23 protein-coding genes are annotated in these 19,393 nt (G+C 64.4%); 7 read left to right on the forward strand and 16 right to left on the reverse strand.

The annotated features are described in order from the left end of the window. Positions 1-94: 94 nt before the first annotated feature. The 4 genes from NCR35_RS28830 to NCR35_RS28845 all read right to left on the reverse strand — a co-directional run bounded on the left by NCR35_RS28830 (position 95) and on the right by NCR35_RS28845 (position 2,045). On the reverse strand, positions 95-556 hold the full coding sequence (locus NCR35_RS28830; RefSeq protein WP_250537316.1) for a DUF3597 domain-containing protein: 462 nt from the start codon (positions 554-556) through the stop codon (positions 95-97). An 80-nt stretch (positions 557-636) separates the two neighbouring features. After that, positions 637-858: a DUF2795 domain-containing protein gene (locus tag NCR35_RS28835; protein WP_175943669.1), complete on the reverse strand. Its 222-nt coding sequence runs from the start codon at positions 856-858 to the stop codon at positions 637-639. Positions 859-908: 50 nt separating this feature from the next. Continuing rightward, a complete protein-coding gene (locus NCR35_RS28840; protein ID WP_250537317.1) occupies positions 909-1,181 on the reverse strand; it encodes a hypothetical protein in 273 nt (90 codons plus the stop codon). A gap of 36 nt (positions 1,182-1,217) precedes the next feature. Then, a complete protein-coding gene (locus tag NCR35_RS28845; RefSeq protein WP_250537318.1) occupies positions 1,218-2,045 on the reverse strand; it encodes an OBAP family protein in 828 nt (275 codons plus the stop codon). Positions 2,046-2,251: 206 nt separating this feature from the next. On the opposite strand from NCR35_RS28845, the gene NCR35_RS28850 reads away from it, so the two are divergent. The 5 genes from NCR35_RS28850 to NCR35_RS28870 all read left to right on the forward strand — a co-directional run bounded on the left by NCR35_RS28850 (position 2,252) and on the right by NCR35_RS28870 (position 6,134). After that, the gene (locus tag NCR35_RS28850; protein WP_250537319.1) at positions 2,252-2,443 is read left to right on the forward strand and encodes a hypothetical protein; all 192 of its coding nucleotides are present in this window, start codon (positions 2,252-2,254) and stop codon (positions 2,441-2,443) included. Between the two features lie 37 nt (positions 2,444-2,480). Next, a complete protein-coding gene (locus tag NCR35_RS28855; protein ID WP_206469731.1) occupies positions 2,481-3,347 on the forward strand; it encodes an MBL fold metallo-hydrolase in 867 nt (288 codons plus the stop codon). Between the two features lie 68 nt (positions 3,348-3,415). Beyond that, positions 3,416-4,402 (forward strand): alpha/beta fold hydrolase, encoded by a 987-nt coding sequence (locus NCR35_RS28860; RefSeq protein WP_250537320.1) that lies wholly within the window; start codon positions 3,416-3,418, stop codon positions 4,400-4,402. Then, positions 4,399-5,784: a hypothetical protein gene (locus NCR35_RS28865; RefSeq protein ID WP_250537321.1), complete on the forward strand. Its 1,386-nt coding sequence runs from the start codon at positions 4,399-4,401 to the stop codon at positions 5,782-5,784. The genes NCR35_RS28860 and NCR35_RS28865 overlap by 4 nt, the downstream gene beginning before the upstream one ends. 59 nt (positions 5,785-5,843) lie before the next feature. Beyond that, positions 5,844-6,134, forward strand: coding sequence for a DUF3072 domain-containing protein (locus tag NCR35_RS28870; RefSeq protein ID WP_250537322.1), 291 nt, complete (start codon positions 5,844-5,846; stop codon positions 6,132-6,134). Positions 6,135-6,177: 43 nt separating this feature from the next. Here NCR35_RS28870 and NCR35_RS28875 read toward each other — a convergent pair whose 3' ends face one another. The 8 genes from NCR35_RS28875 to NCR35_RS28910 form a co-directional block, all read right to left on the reverse strand. Further along, the gene (locus NCR35_RS28875; protein ID WP_250537323.1) at positions 6,178-6,906 is read right to left on the reverse strand and encodes an OmpW/AlkL family protein; all 729 of its coding nucleotides are present in this window, start codon (positions 6,904-6,906) and stop codon (positions 6,178-6,180) included. An 87-nt stretch (positions 6,907-6,993) separates the two neighbouring features. Next, on the reverse strand, positions 6,994-7,764 hold the full coding sequence (locus NCR35_RS28880; protein ID WP_502800131.1) for an iron-containing redox enzyme family protein: 771 nt from the start codon (positions 7,762-7,764) through the stop codon (positions 6,994-6,996). Next, complete coding sequence (locus NCR35_RS28885; RefSeq protein ID WP_250537324.1) at positions 7,742-10,162, reverse strand: EAL domain-containing protein; 2,421 nt, start codon at positions 10,160-10,162, stop codon at positions 7,742-7,744. The genes NCR35_RS28880 and NCR35_RS28885 overlap by 23 nt, the downstream gene beginning before the upstream one ends. A 256-nt stretch (positions 10,163-10,418) precedes the next feature. Further along, positions 10,419-10,637 carry a hypothetical protein gene (locus tag NCR35_RS28890; protein WP_250537325.1) on the reverse strand — a complete coding sequence of 73 codons (219 nt, stop codon included), beginning with the start codon at positions 10,635-10,637 and terminating at the stop codon, positions 10,419-10,421. A gap of 246 nt (positions 10,638-10,883) precedes the next feature. Then, complete coding sequence (locus NCR35_RS28895; protein ID WP_159834819.1) at positions 10,884-11,087, reverse strand: cold-shock protein; 204 nt, start codon at positions 11,085-11,087, stop codon at positions 10,884-10,886. 247 nt (positions 11,088-11,334) lie between these two features. Continuing rightward, on the reverse strand, positions 11,335-12,234 hold the full coding sequence (locus NCR35_RS28900; RefSeq protein WP_244851249.1) for a YsnF/AvaK domain-containing protein: 900 nt from the start codon (positions 12,232-12,234) through the stop codon (positions 11,335-11,337). A 96-nt stretch (positions 12,235-12,330) separates the two neighbouring features. Beyond that, positions 12,331-12,771: a YsnF/AvaK domain-containing protein gene (locus NCR35_RS28905; RefSeq protein WP_244851248.1), complete on the reverse strand. Its 441-nt coding sequence runs from the start codon at positions 12,769-12,771 to the stop codon at positions 12,331-12,333. A gap of 141 nt (positions 12,772-12,912) precedes the next feature. Continuing rightward, positions 12,913-13,296, reverse strand: coding sequence for a hypothetical protein (locus NCR35_RS28910; RefSeq protein WP_175943644.1), 384 nt, complete (start codon positions 13,294-13,296; stop codon positions 12,913-12,915). 242 nt (positions 13,297-13,538) lie between these two features. On the opposite strand from NCR35_RS28910, the gene NCR35_RS28915 reads away from it, so the two are divergent. After that, positions 13,539-13,979, forward strand: a complete 441-nt coding sequence (locus NCR35_RS28915) for an Hsp20/alpha crystallin family protein (RefSeq protein ID WP_250537326.1) — start codon at positions 13,539-13,541, stop codon at positions 13,977-13,979. A 44-nt stretch (positions 13,980-14,023) separates the two neighbouring features. Beyond that, positions 14,024-14,431: an Hsp20/alpha crystallin family protein gene (locus NCR35_RS28920; protein WP_250537327.1), complete on the forward strand. Its 408-nt coding sequence runs from the start codon at positions 14,024-14,026 to the stop codon at positions 14,429-14,431. Positions 14,432-14,478: 47 nt separating this feature from the next. On the opposite strand, the gene NCR35_RS28925 is transcribed toward NCR35_RS28920, so the two are convergent. The 4 genes from NCR35_RS28925 to NCR35_RS28940 all read right to left on the reverse strand — a co-directional run bounded on the left by NCR35_RS28925 (position 14,479) and on the right by NCR35_RS28940 (position 19,257). Next, positions 14,479-16,848 (reverse strand): hybrid sensor histidine kinase/response regulator, encoded by a 2,370-nt coding sequence (locus NCR35_RS28925; RefSeq protein ID WP_502801737.1) that lies wholly within the window; start codon positions 16,846-16,848, stop codon positions 14,479-14,481. Between the two features lie 278 nt (positions 16,849-17,126). Further along, entirely contained in the window at positions 17,127-17,366 is a 240-nt protein-coding gene (locus tag NCR35_RS28930) for a DUF3460 family protein (protein ID WP_244851245.1), read from the reverse strand. Positions 17,367-17,411: 45 nt separating this feature from the next. Beyond that, complete coding sequence (locus NCR35_RS28935) at positions 17,412-17,975, reverse strand: DUF3005 domain-containing protein (protein WP_250537328.1); 564 nt, start codon at positions 17,973-17,975, stop codon at positions 17,412-17,414. A gap of 64 nt (positions 17,976-18,039) precedes the next feature. Beyond that, positions 18,040-19,257, reverse strand: coding sequence for a DUF2252 domain-containing protein (locus NCR35_RS28940; RefSeq protein WP_244851243.1), 1,218 nt, complete (start codon positions 19,255-19,257; stop codon positions 18,040-18,042). Positions 19,258-19,393: the final 136 nt, after the last annotated feature.

Genomic DNA, 19,393 nt, shown 5'->3' on the forward strand with positions numbered 1-19,393 from the left:
ATCATTGAGAAAGGAGTCGACGCAGGTCCTAAGCATTCGCTGTGCCGAACTCCGATGACCACGCGGAGCAGTGCGGAACCGGCCGCGAGAGGCGTCAGCTCTTCAGGTCGTCCGGCACCTTGCCGCCGTTCTCGGCGAGCTTCTTCATCACTTCCTTGTGCAGCCAGATGTTCATGGATGCGGAGTCGTCCGTGTTGCCCGTGTAGTGCAGCTCGGATGCGAGTTCCTTGCGCGCCTGAAGACTGCTGTCGAGGCCGAGCAGCTTCATCAGGTCGACGATTGACGTGCGCCAGTTCAGATTCGCGCCGTTCTGCTGCTGCTTCTGCGAGAGGATCGCTTCGACATCCACTTCAGGCATCGGCGTGACGGGCGGACGCGCGGGCTCGGCGCCCGACGTGGCCGGCGCCGCCGACGTCGCGGCCGGGCTGGCCTGCGCCGCTGCGGGTGCGCCGCCGGTTGCATTGGTCGCGGCAGGCGGTGTCGCGCCGCCCGATGCGGTGGCGGCCGGGTGATCGTGCGGGAAGATCTTGTTCAGAATGGTCGAGAAAATGCTCATCAGGTTCTCCTATCGAAAGAATAAAAATGCGCGCCGGCCGCGCTGCGGCAGCCGCGGCCGACGCGGCGGAGGAAAGAATTTCAACTCTCCTGACCCACCGCCTTCGATACGGCTGCGGGACTTTCGTATTCCTGATCGGGCAACGCGTCGAGCGCGTTCGTGACCTCCTCGCTCGCGCCGTTGCTGCGAGCGGTGTCGAGGAGCGTCTGCTTGTCGGCGGGATAGTCGATGCCTTTCAGCGCCTTCTGCATGTCGATGAACATGCTGTTCGATCCGCCGGACTGGTTGTTCGCCATTCTCATTTCTCCTGTGAAGTGGGGTTCCAGCCGCGACTGACGCCGCAGCCGCCTGACTACTGGCTCGCGCCTGCGGGTGCGTCGCTCGCGGCGGTCGCGGGGAAGCTCGCCGCAGCCGGCGCCGACGCCATCGGTGCGGAGCCCATCGACGCCGATGCGGCCGCCGCCGACGTATCGCTTGCCGCGCCGCCGCCCGCTGTGCTGCCCGCTGTGCTGCCCGCTCCGCTGCCCGCGTCGTCGCCGCGCTTGCAGCCCGCCGTGAGCGACAGCGCGATGAGCAGCGCGGCGAGCGTCGCAACCCGGGTTGTGCTGTTCCTGTTCCTGACCATGCTTTCGTCCTCCGTGCTTCGTGCTTCGTTATGGAATCACGACGACCCGCTCACGTCCCTGAACGGGACTTCGACGAGCGTCGTCTGCACCGACGTGCCGCTTTCCCACGCATTCGCGCCCTCCGCGATGTCCGGCACCGGAATGCCGTAGCGTCTGCGCTTGCGGTCTTCGGACGAGACGCCGAGACGCGCGTCGCGTTCGGCGACCATCGCCTCGTTCACCTGACCGTCCTGCGTGAAGCCCATCATCAATTGCGGCGGGCCGTACGGAAATTCATCGCGGTCGATCTGCCACGTATGAAACGTCTTGCCGTACGTCGACACGAGGTCCTGAAAATAGGCGCGCTCGGCGAGTTCCGGAATGCCCGGCGCAATCAGAGTGCCGGACTTCACTTCGTAGTGGTGGCTGTGCCACAGGCGTTTCTCTTCCGCCGGCAACTGCCTGAACCGCTCTTCCGAAATGATGTATTCGATGCCGATGAGACGCGCGTCCGGCCGGTTCGAATCGAAGATCACGCATTGGTGCAAGTCGTGCCGAAGATGGATGCAGAAGTGATGCGCCTCGACCTGACGGCCCATGTCGTCCGCATACATGTGAAAGCCGTTGAGCCATGTGCTCATGGCCTGAAGCGGATACTTCGGCTGCATGACGCCCGATGCGAGATCGAGCAGCCGATGCTTGGCCGAATGACCTTCGCCCACGCGCGCGATGGCATTCGCGCGGCGTCCGATCAGAACGCCTGCCGCCGCCGCGAGACCGGCCACGACGCCCGCCGCGAGCGGCATGAAGGCGTCCGAGCCACGCGATCCGCACGATTCGCATGCTCCGCTCAATTCGTTCGACAGTTCACGCCGGTTGCGCATCGATGCCTCCGTTCGCTCGCGTTGCTCCTCGGGTGAACGAAGCAATCACCGTTCCGGCGCCTTGCGTTGCGCCCGCTGCGAGCGAAGGCACCGCGATTGCTTGACGGTGGCCGTGCGGCGCGGGCCGCTTATGCGACGCCGACACGGGCGCCGCGACGGCTCGCTGCAACGAGCACTTCCCGACACCGAACCATCAGGAGATCGACATGAGCACGTCATCGCAAAACGGCAAGCCGGAACAGTCGCAAGACGAGAACGAAGAAGCGCAAGGCGGCAGCGACGAAACCTTCACCACCGACATTTCCGAGACCGACGACGAAGGCACGACTGTGCGCGAAGCCGAAGTCAAGGCGGACGACTTGTCCGAAGTGAAACCCGCGGGCGGCGGACAGTCGTAAGCGCCGCGCGACCGGTCAACGCGGGGATCGAGCCGCCATGCGCGTTCATCATCTGAATTGCATTTCGAGTTGTCCGCTCGGCGGCAAGCTCTTCGACGGGCGCACGCCGAGCCTCTTGCGTCGCGGCGAACTCACCTGTCATTGCCTGCTGATCGAAACGAACGACGGCCTCGTGCTCGTCGATACGGGCTTCGGCCTGCGCGATGTCGCCAATCCGCAGAGCCGCCTGAGCACGTTCTTCCTGTTCATGCTGAAGCCCGATTTCCGCGAGGAGATGACGGCGGTGCGGCAGATCGAGCGGCTCGGCTTCAGAGCGAGCGATGTCCGCCACATTCTGATGAGTCATCTGGACTTCGATCACGCGGGCGGACTCGACGATTTTCCGCAGGCGACCGTTCATATGCTGCAAATCGAGCGCGACTATGCGCTCGCGCAGAAGACGTGGCTCGACCGGCAGCGGTTTCGTCCGCAGCAGTGGTCGACGCGTGGCAACTGGAAAGTGCATCGCGCGGACGGCGAGAAGTGGCGCGGCTTCGACAGCGTGCGGCCGCTGCCGGGCTTTCGCGACGACATCGCGTTCGTGCCGCTGCCCGGCCACACGTTCGGGCACGCGGGCATTGCCGTGCGCAAGGATGACCGGTGGCTGTTGCTCGCCGCCGATGCGTATTTCTTCCACACCGAGATGGACGCCGAGCGGCCGCGCTGCACGCCCGGTCTCGCGTTCTATCAGTGGATGCTGGAGAAGGACCGCGCGGCCCGGCTGCGCAATCAGGCGCGGCTGCGCGAACTGTGCCGCACGGCCGGTTCCGAGCTGACGGTGTTTTGCAGCCACGATCCGTTCGAATTCGAGCGCCTCGCCGGACGCTCGCCCGGCATTCCGGCGGAGCATCTCGTGATGGCGTGAAGCGATGGCGTGAAGCGATGGCGTGAAGCGATGACGCGGAGCGGGCACGCGATTCGCTCGTCGAGGGCATGACACGACGCGTTCGATCACACGCATCCGCACACGTTGCGCGATCCGCACGCTCCGCCTGGCCTGCGCTCGCGGTAGCGGGCACGTGCGCGCTCGCCGCATGGGCGGCCGTCGAATGGAAGCGGCTCAAGCGCACGCCCGCGCTCTCCGAAGCCAGCGCGAACGCCGGCATCACCGCGCGCACGACGCAGGCCGGTCCTTACCGTATATTCTCGCGGCAGGCGCTGCGCGAAGGGCGTGGCTCGCGCGTGCCGATGGTGCCGATGGTGCCAGTGGTGCTGGTGCACGGCCTCGTCATTTCCAGCCGCTACATGGAGCCGCTCGCGCTCGCCCTGCGCGATGCCATCGACGGCCTCGACGTTCACGCGCCCGATCTTCCCGGCTTCGGCGAAAGCCCGACGCGCGAGCGCGCGCTCACCGTGCCCGAACTCGCCGATGCGCTGCGCCTGTGGCTCGCGGCGCGCGGCATCGACAAGGCCGTGTTCATCGGCAATTCGTTCGGCTGTCAGATACTCGCGGACTTTGCGGCGCGCTTTCACGGCTGCGTCGACAAGCTCGTGCTGCAAGGGCCGACGGTCGATCGCGCGGCGCGTTTTCTGCCCGTGCAGATGCTGCGCGACTGGCGCAACGGGCGGCTGGAACGGGCGCGGTCGGCGGCGGCGCTCGGGCGCATCGACTATGCGAAAGCTGGACTCTTGCGCGCGTCTGCGACGATGCGCGAACTCGTGCGCGACCGCATCGAGGACAAGCTCTCGCGGGTGCAGGCGCCGACGCTCGTCGTCGTGGGTTCGCGCGATCCGGTGGCGCCGCTCGCATGGGCGCGCGAAGTGGCGCAGCGCCTGCCGCATGGCGAACTGCTCGTCATCGAAGGCGGCACGCATACGCTCAACTATGTGTATCCGCATAGCATGGCGCTCGCCATTCGCCCGTTTCTGCTCGGTGGCGTCGATGGCGTCAATCACGACAACGGAGCCGCGCGCGCATGACGAGACCTCCACCCGGCATCGCGCGTTTCGATTCCGCCGCCGGCATGGTGCAGGCGCTCGCGGCCTCGTTGCACGGCGAGCGGTTCACGAGTCCGAGCCAGTCGCCGCTCTTCGACAGCCTGATGCCCGCGTTGAACCAGTTGCCGCGTCGGCCGCGCGAATGGGCGTATTCGATCGGCGGCATGACCGAGGGCATCGCGCCGCACGCGGCCCGCAAGCTGGATGTGGAAGGCATCGGCGAATGGATCGCGGGGCTGTATCCGCAACGGACGTTCGATGCGGCGTTCATCGGCTCGTCGAATGGCGCGCTCATGCATCTGGCCGCCGCGATGGGCGTGCCGTGGCTGCCGCAGACGTTCATGTGTCCGGTGCGCGCGCCGTTCTCCGATCCCGACGACGCCGAGCGCGGCTTTCGCGAAGGCTTGCGCATCGTCGAGGACTTGCTCGCCGCCGATCCGCGCATCGCCGTGCATCACATGCAGGACCCGAATCAGGACCGGCTGATGTTGGCGGCAATGAGCTACTTCCGGCTGAAGATGCGCGCGTTGCCGCTGGCGTATCGCGAGTTCCTGCTGCGCAGCCTCGCGCCGAACGCGACCATCTACATCCACACCTGCACGCGCGACTGGCCGGTCACGCGCACGAGCGAGCGGTCCGTGTATCAGTTCGGCGCGCTCGGCGGCGCGACCGAGGCCGAGTATTTCGAAGGCAGTCCGCGCGTGACCGAGTATCTGCGTCGTTACCGCTCGCGCTGGCCGCGATGGCAACCGCCCGCGCCCACCGAGCGCGCGCCCGAAGCCGAATGGGGCTTCGATGCCGCGCTGACCGGGAGCATCGTGGCGCTCGCCCGCGAGAAGAACTGGCGCGTCGTGGAAATGCGCTTCGACGAGCCGGAGTCGTTTAGCTTCGTCGCGGCGCGGATGATTCGTGACTGGTATCGCAGCATGAACGTGGATGCGGCGCGGCTCGTCGTCGATTCGTTCATTCTGATGGACCCGTACACGACGCTGCGCCTGCGCGCGATTCCGCTATGGCTCGTGTTCTGCACGGACCCGTCCGCCGAAACGCTGCGGCGCTTCCTGGAAACCGAATCGTTCGATGAGATCGACCTGATGCTGTTCTCGCACGGCACCGAAGGCGTCGGCGTGACGCCGATTGCAAAGTGGCGCGCGTTGATCGAACGAAGCAGGCGAGAAGGGCGCTTCCTGGGCGTGGATACGCGCCGCTATCCGCGCGACTTCGCGACGTTCGCGCGCTTTGGCCGCGCGCTTGCCGAACTCGGTCCGCAAGCCGAACCGCCGCCGCCGATGACGCTATCGCAGTTCGAAGCCGGCCTGCGCGCGCACGGCCCGCGTCACGGCGTGCAGATGCGTACGTTGTGACGAGGCACGCAGCTTGCATGGACAAGACGCGCTAACAGACATCGCAGGAGGAAGCGGCCATGAAAGGACAACCGACCGAAAACGCAGAGCGTCAGGATGCTCAGGACGATCAGGACGATCAGAGCGATCCGCGTATCGACAACCCGAAGGCGTCCCCGACATCGAACGCCGAGAAGGACCCCGACGAGTGGGTGACCGGCGACGAGCCGATGACGGGCGCGCAGGCGTCGTATCTGAAGACGCTTTCGGAAGAGGCGAAGGAGCCGTTCGACGCATCGCTTTCGAAGGCGGATGCGTCGCGCAGGATCGACGAGCTTCAGGCGAAAACGGGCAGGGGACAAAAGTCCTGACGGCCCGCAGCGCCGCCCGGCGCGAGAGCGCGGCGGCGCGTCGTCAGAACTTGTAGCCGACCGAGAGGAAGCTCACGATCGGGTTGAGCTTGATCTTCGATTCGCTGCGCACGGTGCCGACGGCCGATTGCGTCTCCAGACGCGCGCGCGCCGACAGCCACATGTACGACAGCGAGAACGACGCGGACCAGTGGTCCGTGAAGTTGTACGTGAAGCCGGCGTTGGCCACGGGCGCGAACGAACTGCTGAAGCTCACGGTCGTCGGGCCGGTCAGCGCATTGCCGAACTGGCTCGAATAGAGGAATGCGCCGTTCGCCATCGGCGAGGTGAGCTTCGCGTCCGTGAACCACACGTACGCGCCGCCCGCCGCGATATACGGACGGAAGCGGCTCTGCGCGCTGCCGAAGTAGTACTTCAACAGAAGCGTCGGGCTCCATTCGCGCGTCGAGCCGAGTTTGCCGATGGCGCCGAGCGAGCCGGTGCCGTCGAGATTGAACTTCGGCGGCACGCCCATCACCGCTTCAGCGGCGATATGGTCGGTGAAGAAGTAGGTCGTCGTGATCGCGAAGGTGTCGGCATTGCTGACCGAGGCGCCCGCGCCCGGTGCGGTCATCGTCTGACCCAGCGCGTTGATCTTGAACGGGCCGCTTGAATCTTGCGGCGCGAAGTGCATCCACCCCGCGTTGACGACGATATTTCCCGCCGCCTGTGCGTGAGCGCCGCCGACACACAAGGCTGCGGCCGCCGCACACGCGATTTGCTTCGTTTTCATTCTTCTTGTCCAGATAGGGTACAGGTCCTGCGCAGCGCGCCTTCGCGCTGCGCGGGCCGTCATTTGCCGTAACGGCGATGCTCGCGGTTACAGGCAGCAGTCGAGGCTCATCTTGAAGTACTCGTAGCTCATCGCGATGCTGCGCTTGACCGCATGCACTTCGTCGACGCCCGGCGCATTGCCGAGCAGCGTCGCGACGATCTCGAGCGCTTCCCACGGATGCGCGTCGTCGTAATGCGCGTGCAGACTGAGCCAGCGCATCGCCTTGCGGCGGATCGACACCGGGAAGCTGTTCGCGTACGTGTCCGTGCTGCACACGAGCGTGGACCATTCGCCGGTCACGCCTTCGATCGCGAAGTTCGTCGCCGCGATGCTCGCCGCGAGCGCGTCCGTGCTGCTGCTCTTCCAGCACCAGTGGCTGAGCGCATAGGCGAGCGACGGACCGTTGGCCTTCATCAGGTCGCGCTTGCTCACGTCGTGCGCGGCGGCCCAGTCGACCCAGTAATCCGCGTGGTTCTGCTCGACGCGGATATTGCGCGTCAGATAGCGCCGCGCCAGGTCTTCGCCGCGCGAGTGCCCGTAGCGGACCTTTTGGAGGTTCATCGCCATGTATTGCGGAAACTGCTCGACGACGGGCCAGCCGTTGACGAGGAACGCTTCTGCCTGACGCGGTTCGAGCTTGGCTTCGCGCATCGCCGCGAAAATGGGATGCGAGACGACGGCCAGCTTTGCTTCTTTGGTTTCGGCCAGCACATCGCCGAGCCAGGCCGGGTAACTTGCGATGTCTTTCAAATCGCCCACCCGCTGAAAAGTCGGATCCAACGTGTTCTCCTGATTAGATGTTGATAGGTTCGACATGCTGTGCCCAAGGCGCGGGGCGCCCAACATGGAAACCCTGAACGAAATCGACGCCCATCTCGCGCAATGCGCGCAGAATCGCTTCGCTTTCGACGTACTCCGCGATCGTCAGACGGCCCATCGAATGGCCGATGTCGTTGATCGCGGCGACCATGTCGCGATTAACGGCATCTTTGAGCATGTCCTTGATGAAACCGCCGTCGATCTTGATGTAGTCGACGGGCAAGTGCTTCAGATAGCCGAACGACGACATGCCCGCGCCGAAGTCGTCGAGCGCGAACTTGCAGCCGCGCTTCTTCAACTCGCGGATGAAGCGCGCGGCCGCGGCGAGATTGGCGACGGCGGTGGTTTCGGTCACTTCGAAGCAGATCGCCGAGGGCGCGACTCCGGTGATGGCGAACTGCTCGTTGAGGAACTGGAGGAAACGCTCGTCGCCGATCGACGCGCCCGACAGATTGATCGCGTACTGCATGCGATCGGTGGGCGGCGTATTCGCGAGCGTCGAGAAGACCGCGCGCACGACCCAGCGGTCGATGGCCGACATGAGGCCGTAGCGTTCGGCGGCCGGCATGAACAGGCCCGGCGGCACGATATCGCCGCGTTCGCCGACCATGCGCAAGAGAATCTCTACGTGCTCCGGTTCTTCGTGTCGGCCCGCGCGCGGGTCGGCGGCCTGAATGTCCTGCGCATAGAGGCAGAAGCGGTCGTTCGCGAGCGCGTCCTTGATGCGGCCGCACCACGACATTTCGCTCGCGTGGCGCGTCAGTTCCTTGTCGCCGGGCACGGCCAGATGCACGCGGTCGCGGCCGCGCTCCTTCGCGAGATAGCAGGCGATATCGCCGTAACGCATCGCGGTTTCCACGTCGAGCCCGGTTTGCCGCAGATCGACCACGCCGATGCTCACGCTCGTCGACAGGCGATGCGTCTCCCATGACCATTCGAACGCCGCGACGTCCTTGCGCAAACGCTCGGCGATCTGCATCGCGCGATGCTTGTCGCAATTGCAGAGCAGCGCGCCGAACTCGTCGCCGCCCAGGCGGCCGAGCACGTCTTCTTCGCGCAGGCATTGTTCGATGAAGAGCGCGACTTCGCGCAGCATCGCGTCGCCGGCGGCGTGGCCGTAGGTGTCGTTCACGACCTTGAACTGGTCGAGGTCGAGCATCATCAGCATCTGCGCGCGATGCGAGTCGTCCATATCCGACTCGGGATCGAGCGCGGTGCTCAGGCGCCGTTCGAATTCGGTGCGGTTCAGAAGCCCGGTGAGGCCGTCGTGCGTCGCCTGCCACGCGAGGTTCGAGACGTACTCGCGCTCGCGCGTCATGTTTCTCAGCAGCAGCACGACGCCCGTCAACGTGTCCGACGTGTCGCGCACCAACGACGTGATCGCCTGCACGACGATATCCTTGCCCAGCGCGTTCGTGAGAATGAGGTCGCCGCCGGCTTCCTCCGGTTCCGCGCCCTTGAGCGCCTCGTCGATCACATCGACGGGGCGCCGGTCCCATTCCCGCGCCACTGTGACGAGCGCGCCCAGCGGCCGGTTCACGCACGCGGCGGCTTCGCGGCAGAAGAGCTTTTCGGCGGCGGGGTTGATGAACTCGACGAGGCCCGACGGTCCCACGGAAATCACCGCTTCGCCGATGGAACCGAGCGTCGCCTTCGCGCGCGCCTCGCTCTTGCGCAGCGCGTTCTCGGTTTCCAGCCGCGCGAGGATGAAGCGTCGCGCATACCAAGCTGAAAGGCACACGAGCAGCACCGCGATCACCACGTTCACGGTGAACAGCAGCATCGCCGTCTGACGGAACGCCGAGCCGAGCACATCGGCGAATGCGCGCGAGATCGGCGCAATCGAACCGTTGATGTTCCACACTTCGTTGGTGAGGCGGTCCACTTCGGCGCGAGCCGCAGGGCCGCTTCTGACGGCGGCGCGCAGCTTCCGGCCGGCGTCGGTGAGCTGGTCGACGAGCAGATCGCCCGCCGTCCAGTACGCGACGGCTTCCTGGAAGTAGCTCGCGCGCCGGAACGTGCGGAACACCCAGATCACCGCGCCGACGTCGGCGGGATAGACGCCGCTTGCGAGCAGCGCGGCGCGCGCCTCGGGCACGTTCGGGTCGGGCCGGTCGAGCGCGAGCCGCGCGCGCTTCAGGTTCAGCGGATACGCGATCGCGTCTTCGTATTGACGGAACGCCTGTTCCTCGCCGGTCTGCGCATAGCGCGCGAGATAGAAAACGGCGTCCTTCTGTCCTTTCGACCAGGTGCTCTCACCGCCGATATACGCGCGCACCGACGACATGATGGCGAGGCTCGTCGCCGCCATCGCCAAAAGGGAGATGACGACGGCGAGAAACGGCCAGATCGTGTTGAACAGTTGCCGGTTGGTCGTCTTGGGGGCAACGCGCATATTTACCTTCTTGTTGTTCGCTTGAAACGACTTGAGCGATGCGACTGTTGGCCCGAGTTCACGACCACGCCGACCGGACGATCCGGTTAATTCACCCTCATCCGGAATATCGGCAGGTGCCGTCCGGCCTTGAGGGCAAAGCGTCGAGGAGCAAACGTTTGGTGCGTTGAATGTTAATTATCGAATAACGTCGGCCGATAAAATTCTGTGAGGTAAAAAGCGGCTTTGGCCGCGAAGAGCATCGGAAACAAAGGGATTACCCGCGCGTGTCGATCCACTCGCGCGCCCATTGGCGCGAGTACTCGATAGCGTCGGATTCGTTGGCGAAGTAGTCCAGCGAGTAGAACTGGTATTGCGCGTCGTTCTCGCTCGCGGAGTCGCGTTCGAGAAGCAGATCGGCGGAGAAGGTTTTGTCGCGGAGCGGATGCGCGAACGCGTGCACCGCATAACCGCGGTAGTGTTGAGTCGTGTTCATTTTAATTTTAAGGTCGGTGGCTTTCCGTCGAGGCGGAAGAAGCCGGAGGACAAATGCGCCCTCGAAAGACGCCAGAAAGAATCGTCTGGGCCGAAAGATCTGGCCGAAGATGGCCGAGAGATAAGCGGAGGACGGAGAGAGGCGAAGCGAGGGAAGCGGAAAAAACGCGGGAAATCGCGGATAAAACACGGGGGCCTCGTGGCCCCCGCGCATGCTGCGTGTTACTGCGAACTACTGAATCAAGGCTTACAGCGGCTTGATGTTCGAAGCTTGCATGCCCTTCGGGCCGCGCTTCGTTTCGAAGCTCACCTTTTGGCCTTCGGCCAGGGTCTTGAAGCCGTCGGCACGAATCTCCGAGAAGTGCGCGAAGAGGTCGTCGCCGCCATTGTCGGGGGTGATGAAGCCGAAGCCCTTGGTGTCGTTAAACCACTTGACGGTACCGGTGTCCATGAAAATCCTGAAATAAAAATTGAAGATGCTCGAATAGAGCGGGGTGAAGCGGCAAGGAGGGAGTGGACAACGAATACCGGAGGAATATCGGACTATTGATGAGCAGCAATCGACTTCTTGTACTTCAAGAGGCATTATGCCAATCCCAATCGAATCAGTCAACTATTTCTTCGACTGTATTTCGTTAAGGACGGTTGAGCAAGCCCGGTCGCGTGTCCGACGCGACCGGGCCGACGTCATGTTGCCGTTACAGCGGGGTCTTCTTCGTGCCGGTCACGCCGGTGGTGCCTTCGAGACCCGTGGTGCCTTGCACGCCGGTCGTCGTGCCTTCCACGCCCGCGGTGCGTTCCACTTCCACTTCCGTGCCGCGGACCGTATCGGTGATCGTCTCGGTGCGGTTGGAGCTTTCCTTGCCGACGACCACTTCCTCGACCACGCGCGCCGTCTTCGCGACGACCGCTTGTTCAGCCGTTTCCTTGATCTCGACGAAGCCTTCCTTCAGGTCCGCCGCCGTCGCCGGACGGTCCACTGCGCGGCGCTCGATGCTCGCGTGTTCTTCATGCAGGTTCACGGACTCGCTGACCGGCGTTTCGGTCAGGCGCGAGTACACGCGCACGCCGCCCGTTTGCACTTCACGCTTGCCGACTTCGAGCGACTCCTGCACGACCGGGAATGCCTGGCGTTCCGCCGCGATTTCATCTGCGGTGTAGGCGGGCGCGTTGCGGTCATAGCCCGTGTAGCCGGTATTGCGCCACTGGGCCACGCGCGAGTCGATGTCGATTGCGCCGGCCGCATACAGCGCGTCGCGCACGCGTTCGGTCGCCGTTTCGTCCCGCACGTCGACCGACAGCAATGCGCTGCCGCGACGCACCGCTTCCTGATAATGACCGATCTCTTCCGGGCGGTCGTCATCGCCGAAGAGGTTCTTGAAGAAGTGTTCGATACGGCCCATGGCGCCTTCGTGCGCCTCGCCGACGGGGCGGTCCGTCGAGACATCGCTCATCGTCGAGCCCGAGGTCATCGACGAGCCGGCATCGTTCGAATGCACGCTCATGTCCGTGCGCGCGATGCCTTCTGCTTCGAGGCGGGTCTGGGCGAGTTCGGCGTCCTGAAGCGTATTGAATACACCAATGATAGTCTGAGTCATAGCAGCATCTCCGAGAAAAAGGCGTACGCAAGCCGGGATTAAAGCGCGTGCGAGGTGAAGCGCAACGCGCGTTCCTGCGCAACTCCCAAGCGTTCTTCAGCCGGCCTGCGAATCGCGCTTCCATTCGCCGTCCGGCCCCTCGCGCCGCTCTACGACGAGTTCCTCAGAATTCACGAGAACCTGGTGCACGACGTCCTGTTGCGTCTCGGTTGTCTTCACGTACACCTCTTCTTTCAACGTCAGTTGCATCCTGACCACCGGCACGTATTCGTATACCGGTATGACGAGCGTATCGCCCTCGCGGCGCGGCTCGCTACGCTCCTCGACGGGCCGATTCACTGCCACGCGCCTCACTTCGACTTGCTGCGTGGAAAGCCGCATCGAAACGGGTTGCATTTCCTCATGCACGACCTTGCGCACGCGCACGGAGCCGGTCTCGGTCGTGCGCACGCCGACCGAGAGTTCTTCCTGCACGGCGGAGAGGCGCACCTCTTCGGACGGCGGCGTGGCATTGGACGGGGTATCGTCTGGGTTCATCGGCTTCTCCATCGCAGATTCGCGGAACGCTGATTCGCCCGCTGGAAGACGGCCGCCTTGCGCGGGTTGCGCAGCGGCCATCCGACCCATGGACGGCGCAAGCACTGTGCCGCTCGTGAGCGAACGCAAGCCCGTGTGCGGTCAATGTATCGGCGCGACGGTCCCGAGCTTCTCCGCAAGCATCCTTTCGTAGACGCCGAAGTGCAGATCCACTTCCTCCTGCGTGACCGTCTGAACGAAGAGATTGATCTGCTCCGGCATGAGTCCGAAGACGGCGGCGATAGCGGCTTCCAGTTGCGGCGCACAGACGCGGTCTTCGGCGATCGTCGTGCCGACGGTGATGTCGTACACCTTCTCGTGCCGAAAGACGATCTCGACGATCCGCGCCCGCGCGCTCATGTTGTGATCCACCGCGAGGCGCGCCACTTCGGCGAGCTGATTCATGATCTCCGTGGGAAAGCCCCGGGTCGAACGCAGCTTGATGCGATGCCGTCCGAGCGTTCTCCAGTCGGTATCGAATTCCACGAAATTCTCCTTGTGACCTGGTGCGCGGATGGTATGGGCGACGCCTCCATTTTCAAGCGCACGAAGCGCACGAAGCGCACGCGCGACCCCTTGAAAATCTCGCGGCGTTTCATATATTGGCCTCGTAAAGGCAGCCGCTCTCGTCATGGGCGCTGCGTGTTTCAACCTTAATTGTCCGCGGCATGGGGCAGCTAAAGCTGAAGCGCAACGAGCTTCCCTCTTGCCGCCGGAGGAGAGCGAAAATGAACGAAGTATTCACTGGGGCCGACCTCTTCAGCGAACTGGAGAGAGTGCAGCGGCAACTGTCCAGCGTGTTCGACGGCTTTCCGCGAAGCCTGCGATCGAGCCGTCCCGGCGTGTTCCCGCCCGTCAACATCGGTTCGACCGATGACACCATCGAGATCGTCGCGTTCGCGCCGGGCCTCGACACCACGAAGCTCGACGTGTCCATCGACAAGGGCTTGCTCAACATCGCCGGCGAACGCGCGACGCGCGAGCGCGATTTGCCCGAAGGCGCGCGCGAGTACGCGCAGGAGCGCTTCAACGGCGCCTTCCGTCGCGTGATCGAACTGCCGCAGCAGGCCGATCCGGACAAGGTGCAGGCGCGTTATGTCGATGGCTGCTTGCTGATCTCGGTCGGCAAGCGCGAGGCATCGAAGCCGCGTGCGATCACTGTTCAATGAACTGCGAAATGACCCATGCAATGAGCGAAAGAAGAGGTGACATCATGAGCGACAACACTCAGATCGCGGAACGCGAAAAAGGCGCTGTGGCTCGTCAGGAGTCCAGCCAGGAACGGCGCCGCACGACGCTTGCGCCGAGCGTCGATATCGTCGAGGACGTGCATGCCGTCACGTTGTGGGCGGACCTGCCGGGCGTATCGAAGGATCGGCTCGATGTGAAGGTCCACGACGGCAGTCTCATCATCGAAGGCGAGTCGGTCGTGCCGGTGCCGTCCAATCTGCGCCTCGCGCATGCGGAAGTGCGCGCGCCGTACTTCTCGCGCACGTTCACCGTGAGCGAAGACTTCGACACGTCGAAGATCGAAGCGACGCTCAAGGACGGCGTGCTGAAGCTGACGCTGCCGCGCCGCGAGGAAGCCAAGCCGCGACGCATTGAAGTAACTGCCGCGTAAGGTCGTGACGCGGTGACGGGGCCGGCGCGACGCTGGCCCCGCCGATGTTATCGCTGGCTGCTCGCGCTACCTTCGTCGCGCAACGCTTTTTCGAGTTGTTCGAGCGTGTACGGCTTGCGCAGCGCCTGCCATTCGAAGCCCTGCACTTCGTTGTCGAGCACGCTGTCTCCCGACGCGAAGATCACGCGCATACCGGGGCAACGTTCCACCGCGCGCCGCGCGAGTTCGGTGCCCGCCATGTCGGGCAGATTGACGTCGGTCAGCAGCACGTCGAAAGCGTCGAGCGTCAGCGCTTCGAGCGCCCCGCTTGCCGTGGCCGTGCTCACCGCGTGATGGCCGAGCATGACGAGCAGTTCGCTCACCGCTTCGCGCGCGAAGCGGTCGTCTTCCACCACGAGCACGCGTTTTGCAGCGGCGGGCGGTTCGGCTTTCGTCACGGTCGTTTCGGACGATTGATTCGGAGTACCGAGCATCTGCCGGATCTTGGAGGCGAGGTCTTCGCGGCTGTACGGCTTGCTCAACAGTTCGACGCCGGGATCGAGGCGTCCGCCATGAACGATCGCATTGTGCGTGTACCCGGACGTGAAAAGCACGCGCAGATTCGGCTGCATTTTCACGGCGCGGCGCGCCATCTCGGGACTCTTGAGCGAGCCGGGCATCACGACATCGGTGAAGACGAGGTCGATGTGCACGCCGCTGCTCAACACCACGAGCGCCTGATCGGCGTTGTCGGCCTTGAGCACGTTGTAGCCGAGGTCCGTCAGCATTTCGATGACGGTGGACTGCACCTTCTGGTCGTCCTCCACGACGAGTATCGTTTCCGTGCCGCCCGTCACCGGCGCGTTGCGCCACGGCGTGGGTTCGAGCGCCTCTACCAGCGATCGCGGCAGGTAGACGCGCACCGTGGTGCCGTGCCCGACTTCGCTGTAGATGCGGATATGCCCGCCGCTTTGCTTGATGAAGCCGTACGCCATGCTGAGGCCGAGCCCGGTGCCTTCGCCTTCGGGCTTGGTGCTGAAGAAAGGATCGAATGCGCGCTCCAGCACTTCGGGCGGCATGCCGACGCCCGTATCGGTCACGCCGAGCATCACGTACTGTCCGGCCGGCACGTCGGAAAGCGAGCGCACGTAGCGGTCGTCGAGCATCGCGTTCGCGAGTTCGAGCGTGAGCTTGCCGCCGTCGGGCATCGCGTCGCGCGCGTTGATGGCAAGGTTCAGCAGCACGTTTTCGAGTTGATGCAAGTCGACGAACGCATTCCACAGGCCGCCGGAGACCACCGTCTCCACCTGAATCGTTTCGCCGAGCGCGCGGCGCAGCAGGTCGTCCATGCCGCGCACCATCGAGGCGAGATTCACGGACACGGGCCGCAGCGCCTGCCTGCGGCCGAACGCGAGCAATTGCGACGCGAGCTTCGCGCCGCGTTCGACTGCATCGATCGCGTTGCCCAAGCGGTCCATGCTCCAGTTGTCGCCCATGCAGCGGCTGCGCAGCAGTTCGAGATTGCCGCGCAGCACTTGCAGCACGTTATTGAAGTCGTGCGCGACGCCGCCGGTCAGCTTGCCGATGGCTTCCATCTTCTGCGCCTGCAACAGCGCGGCGCGCGTTTCTTCGAGTAACTGATCCGCTTCGCGCTTTTCGGTGACGTCGCGCGTGATCTTCGCAAAGCCGATCAGCGTGCCCGTTTCGTCGCGAATGGCGTCCACGATCACGTGCGCCCAGAAGCGCGTGCCGTCGCGGCGCAGGCGCCAGCCTTCGGATTCGAACCGTCCTTCGCGGGCGGCAATGCGCAGCGCGCGTTGCGGCAGGCCGGCTGCCGCATCTTCCGGGGAATAGAAGCGCGAAAAATGCGAGCCGATGATTTCTTCGGCGGTATAACCCTTGATGCGCCGCGCGCCGCTGTTCCAGTTGGTCACGAGACCTTCGGGCGAGAGCATGAAGATGGAGTAGTCCGTCACGCCCTCGACGAGCAGACGAAAGCGCCGCTCGCTTTCGATTACCGCGTCGTGCGCCTTTCGTTTGTCGCTTTCGTCGCGGACAATCTTCACGAAGCCGATGAGCGACCCGTCCGCCTCGATCAGCGCCGTGGTGAGCACGCTCGCCCAGAACACGGACCCGTCCTTGCGCCTGCGCCATCCTTCGGTTTCGAAGCTGCGGTGCGCGCGCGCTTCGCGCAGTTCGCTTTCGAGCGTCGCGCTCTCGCGGCCGTCTTCGGGAAAGAACACCGAGTAGTGTTGCCCCACGATTTCTTCGGGCGCATAGCCGTAGATGGCCGTGCCGCCCGGGTTCCACGTCGACACATAACCTTCCGGCGTCAGGCAAAACGCCGCGAGAGCGGTCGTGGAATCGACCCAGACGCGTGCCCAGTCGGGGCGCATGCCGGCCGGCGTGTTCTCGCTATTGCGCATGACGTTCGTCATCGGTTCTTTTGGCTCGCTGACCCCGCTGACCTGAAAGCGGCAATGGGCATGATTTTGGTGGGGCGTTTCCGAACGGACCATTCTAGCGGCTTGCTCGCCCGGCGTCGAACGACGCCAGGCCGGCTGCGGAAAAGCGCGAAGAATGGGCGGAAGGTGCGTGGCGGAAGGTGCGTAGCGGGACGGGCAACGACGGTTGCGCGCAGGCAGGCGCCGGACAAGGCGGGCCACCGCGCTGGACGCGCGGAAGCGCGGGTGCTGGCTTTCAGGCCCGCCGCAAGCTAGTCGAGGTCGCTGTAATAGACGTAGGAGGGCTGGCGCAGTTTGCCTTCCTTGCCGACCGAATCGGGCGAGTCCGGCAGTCGCGGCAGCTTGTCCCACAAGAGCGCGCGCCCGAGCATCTGGTTCCGGTCCATGTCCGGATGGTCCTCTTTCAGCCGGTTGAGGAACTGCTCGAACTCCGATACATACAGGCCGGTCGATACGCCGCCTTGCTCACGATGACGTTTGAACAAGCCCACTTTTCTTCTCCTTCACCAAGGTCGATGGTTTAGAGCGCCGCGCGCTCAAGCATCGCCGACACGCTCGAAGCTGAACACGTGCGATGTCTTCGATCCGTTCATCTCCTGCTCGTAGACCGTCTGGCTGAACACCACGCGATAGCCGCGCTTCGGCAGAATCGGCGGCACGTTGCCGGTCGGACGGCTGTCGATGCCGCCGAGTCCGCGCGCCGGTGCGCGCACGTTATTGGACAGCGTCGCGTTCGACGAGATCACGTTGTCGTGCCAGCCGGACAAATCGCGGCTCGCTTCGATCGACTTCGCGTCGGCGTCGACGGTGTCGTCGGTGGACTCCATGCCTGCGTCGTCGACCGCGCGAATGCGGCTCGCCGCTTCCTGCACCGGATCGGACGAGCCGTTGCTGGCCGCGCGGTCGTCTATCGACGGCAGCGCGCCGTTCTCGTCGGCCGGGCCCGGTTCGGCGGAGCCCGCGTGTTTCGTGCTGCCGAACTCCTTGGCCTGCGTCGCGGCGTCGGGCGAAGCCGTGCCGGTCGCGGGCGTCTTGACGGGGCTCTTTGCCGCCATTTCCTTCTGCTGTTGCTGTGACGGATTGCCTTCTGCGTTTTGCATTACGTCCTCGTCTAATTCAATTGCTCGATGTCGTTGCGATGCATTCCGCGTGCCCGGGCGCGCGTCAGGCCGCCGCGAGCGCGTATCGCCGGCAGTGTTCGAGATAGCCCACCTCGTGACTGCCGACCAGTTCGACGATGCTGCTCCACAACCACAACGGCGCGTCGATGGACTTGGGCTTCGTGCGCTTGAGTTCCGCAAGCCAGCTTTTGCGCGTGGCGCGGTCCATCTGCCGGGCGTGCGCCTGACCGACGACGAAGGCGAGGTAGCGCGCCACTTCCATCGCTTCCGTATGCCCGATGTGCTCGATTTCCAGCTTCAGGTCTTGCGGCAGCAGTTCGCGCAGAATCACGGGACGCCCTTGCAAGGTCGCGGATCGCATGCGCTCGCCGAGATGCGGCGACAGGTTGCGCGCGCCCTCGACGACGCGTTCCGCGTTGTCGCGCGGCATGCTCGTGCCGGGATAACGGGGCGCGGCGGCCTTCACGCCTTCCTTGATGTCGATGAGGCACAGATCGTCGCCTTCGACCACGCCGCCGTCCACATCCAGCAGCACCGCGTAACGCAGGCGTCCGAGCGAACTGCAGCCTTTGACCCAGTACGCGGCATCCAGCACGGTGACCTTGCCGGTATCCGGACGACCGCGCAGGCTCGTCGCCAGCTTGGCGAGCGTCTCCTTCTGGAACAGCGCCTCGATCTCCGCGCGCTCGTCCTTGTTGACGGGCCAGAAGCGGCTTCCGTACGGGATGGTCGGCTGCGTGTCGTCGAGCCGTTCGAGCGCGAGATGCTTCCACGAGCGGCGCACCGCTTCCCGCATGACCACGCGCACCAGTTCGGGCTTGCGGCAGGTGTCGTCCGCGTCGCTGTCGGCGTCGAAGGCGAGCGCGTAGCCCTCGAACAGCGCCTCGATCATGTTGATGGTGGTGACGCCCGGCAGGGCCGAGCCGCGCGCCGTGGTCGCGAGCGAGAGGCCGAGCCGGATCAGGTCATGCACCGGATTGCCGATGACCGTCTGATCCAGATCGCGTATCTGAATCTCGATGCGCTTGTTCGCGTCCGCGACGGGGCCGAGATTGCCGGTGTGGCAGTCGCCGCAGATCCAGATGGCCGGGCCTTGCGGCAAGCCGCGTATCTCCGCCTGTTCCAGCCAGTCGTAGAACTTGGACGTGTTACCGCGCACATAGGCGTGCGTCGAACGGGCCATCTTGGCATTGCGTCGCGCCGTGAGTATTTCCTGCCGGCTCTCGAACTCGGGTACTTTGTGCTTGGATGGCTTGGACATGAATCGTCTTGCGGAATTGAGTAGCGCGGTCTTTTCTAGTGCATCGCACAACGTGTGCCTGCGGCCCTGCAGCCGCTACGTCATGCCGGTTTCAGGCACGCGGAATGCGCCGTGCTCGGCACTCGACCTGCTGTCA

The organism is Caballeronia sp. AZ10_KS36, assembly GCF_023631105.1.
In the GTDB taxonomy this organism is placed as follows: domain Bacteria; phylum Pseudomonadota; class Gammaproteobacteria; order Burkholderiales; family Burkholderiaceae; genus Caballeronia.

Excerpts from the sequence above, each read along its gene's own strand:
- NCR35_RS28830 (WP_250537316.1), bottom strand. The coding sequence starts at position 556 with ATGAGCATTTTCTCGACCATTCTGAACAAGATCTTCCCGCACGATCAC.
- NCR35_RS28935 (WP_250537328.1), bottom strand. The coding sequence starts at position 17,975 with ATGCAAAACGCAGAAGGCAATCCGTCACAGCAACAGCAGAAGGAAATG.
- NCR35_RS28925 (WP_502801737.1), bottom strand. The coding sequence starts at position 16,848 with ATGACGAACGTCATGCGCAATAGCGAGAACACGCCGGCCGGCATGCGC.
- NCR35_RS28840 (WP_250537317.1), bottom strand. The coding sequence starts at position 1,181 with ATGGTCAGGAACAGGAACAGCACAACCCGGGTTGCGACGCTCGCCGCG.
- NCR35_RS28890 (WP_250537325.1), bottom strand. The coding sequence starts at position 10,637 with ATGAACACGACTCAACACTACCGCGGTTATGCGGTGCACGCGTTCGCG.
- NCR35_RS28920 (WP_250537327.1), top strand. The coding sequence starts at position 14,024 with ATGAGCGACAACACTCAGATCGCGGAACGCGAAAAAGGCGCTGTGGCT.
- NCR35_RS28885 (WP_250537324.1), bottom strand. The coding sequence starts at position 10,162 with ATGCGCGTTGCCCCCAAGACGACCAACCGGCAACTGTTCAACACGATC.
- NCR35_RS28865 (WP_250537321.1), top strand. The coding sequence starts at position 4,399 with ATGACGAGACCTCCACCCGGCATCGCGCGTTTCGATTCCGCCGCCGGC.
- NCR35_RS28855 (WP_206469731.1), top strand. The coding sequence starts at position 2,481 with ATGCGCGTTCATCATCTGAATTGCATTTCGAGTTGTCCGCTCGGCGGC.
- NCR35_RS28900 (WP_244851249.1), bottom strand. The coding sequence starts at position 12,234 with ATGACTCAGACTATCATTGGTGTATTCAATACGCTTCAGGACGCCGAA.
- NCR35_RS28880 (WP_502800131.1), bottom strand. The coding sequence starts at position 7,764 with ATGTCGAACCTATCAACATCTAATCAGGAGAACACGTTGGATCCGACT.
- NCR35_RS28905 (WP_244851248.1), bottom strand. The coding sequence starts at position 12,771 with ATGAACCCAGACGATACCCCGTCCAATGCCACGCCGCCGTCCGAAGAG.
- NCR35_RS28940 (WP_244851243.1), bottom strand. The coding sequence starts at position 19,257 with ATGTCCAAGCCATCCAAGCACAAAGTACCCGAGTTCGAGAGCCGGCAG.
- NCR35_RS28845 (WP_250537318.1), bottom strand. The coding sequence starts at position 2,045 with ATGCGCAACCGGCGTGAACTGTCGAACGAATTGAGCGGAGCATGCGAA.
- NCR35_RS28895 (WP_159834819.1), bottom strand. The coding sequence starts at position 11,087 with ATGGACACCGGTACCGTCAAGTGGTTTAACGACACCAAGGGCTTCGGC.
- NCR35_RS28850 (WP_250537319.1), top strand. The coding sequence starts at position 2,252 with ATGAGCACGTCATCGCAAAACGGCAAGCCGGAACAGTCGCAAGACGAG.
- NCR35_RS28860 (WP_250537320.1), top strand. The coding sequence starts at position 3,416 with ATGACACGACGCGTTCGATCACACGCATCCGCACACGTTGCGCGATCC.
- NCR35_RS28915 (WP_250537326.1), top strand. The coding sequence starts at position 13,539 with ATGAACGAAGTATTCACTGGGGCCGACCTCTTCAGCGAACTGGAGAGA.
- NCR35_RS28870 (WP_250537322.1), top strand. The coding sequence starts at position 5,844 with ATGAAAGGACAACCGACCGAAAACGCAGAGCGTCAGGATGCTCAGGAC.
- NCR35_RS28835 (WP_175943669.1), bottom strand. The coding sequence starts at position 858 with ATGAGAATGGCGAACAACCAGTCCGGCGGATCGAACAGCATGTTCATC.
- NCR35_RS28875 (WP_250537323.1), bottom strand. The coding sequence starts at position 6,906 with ATGAAAACGAAGCAAATCGCGTGTGCGGCGGCCGCAGCCTTGTGTGTC.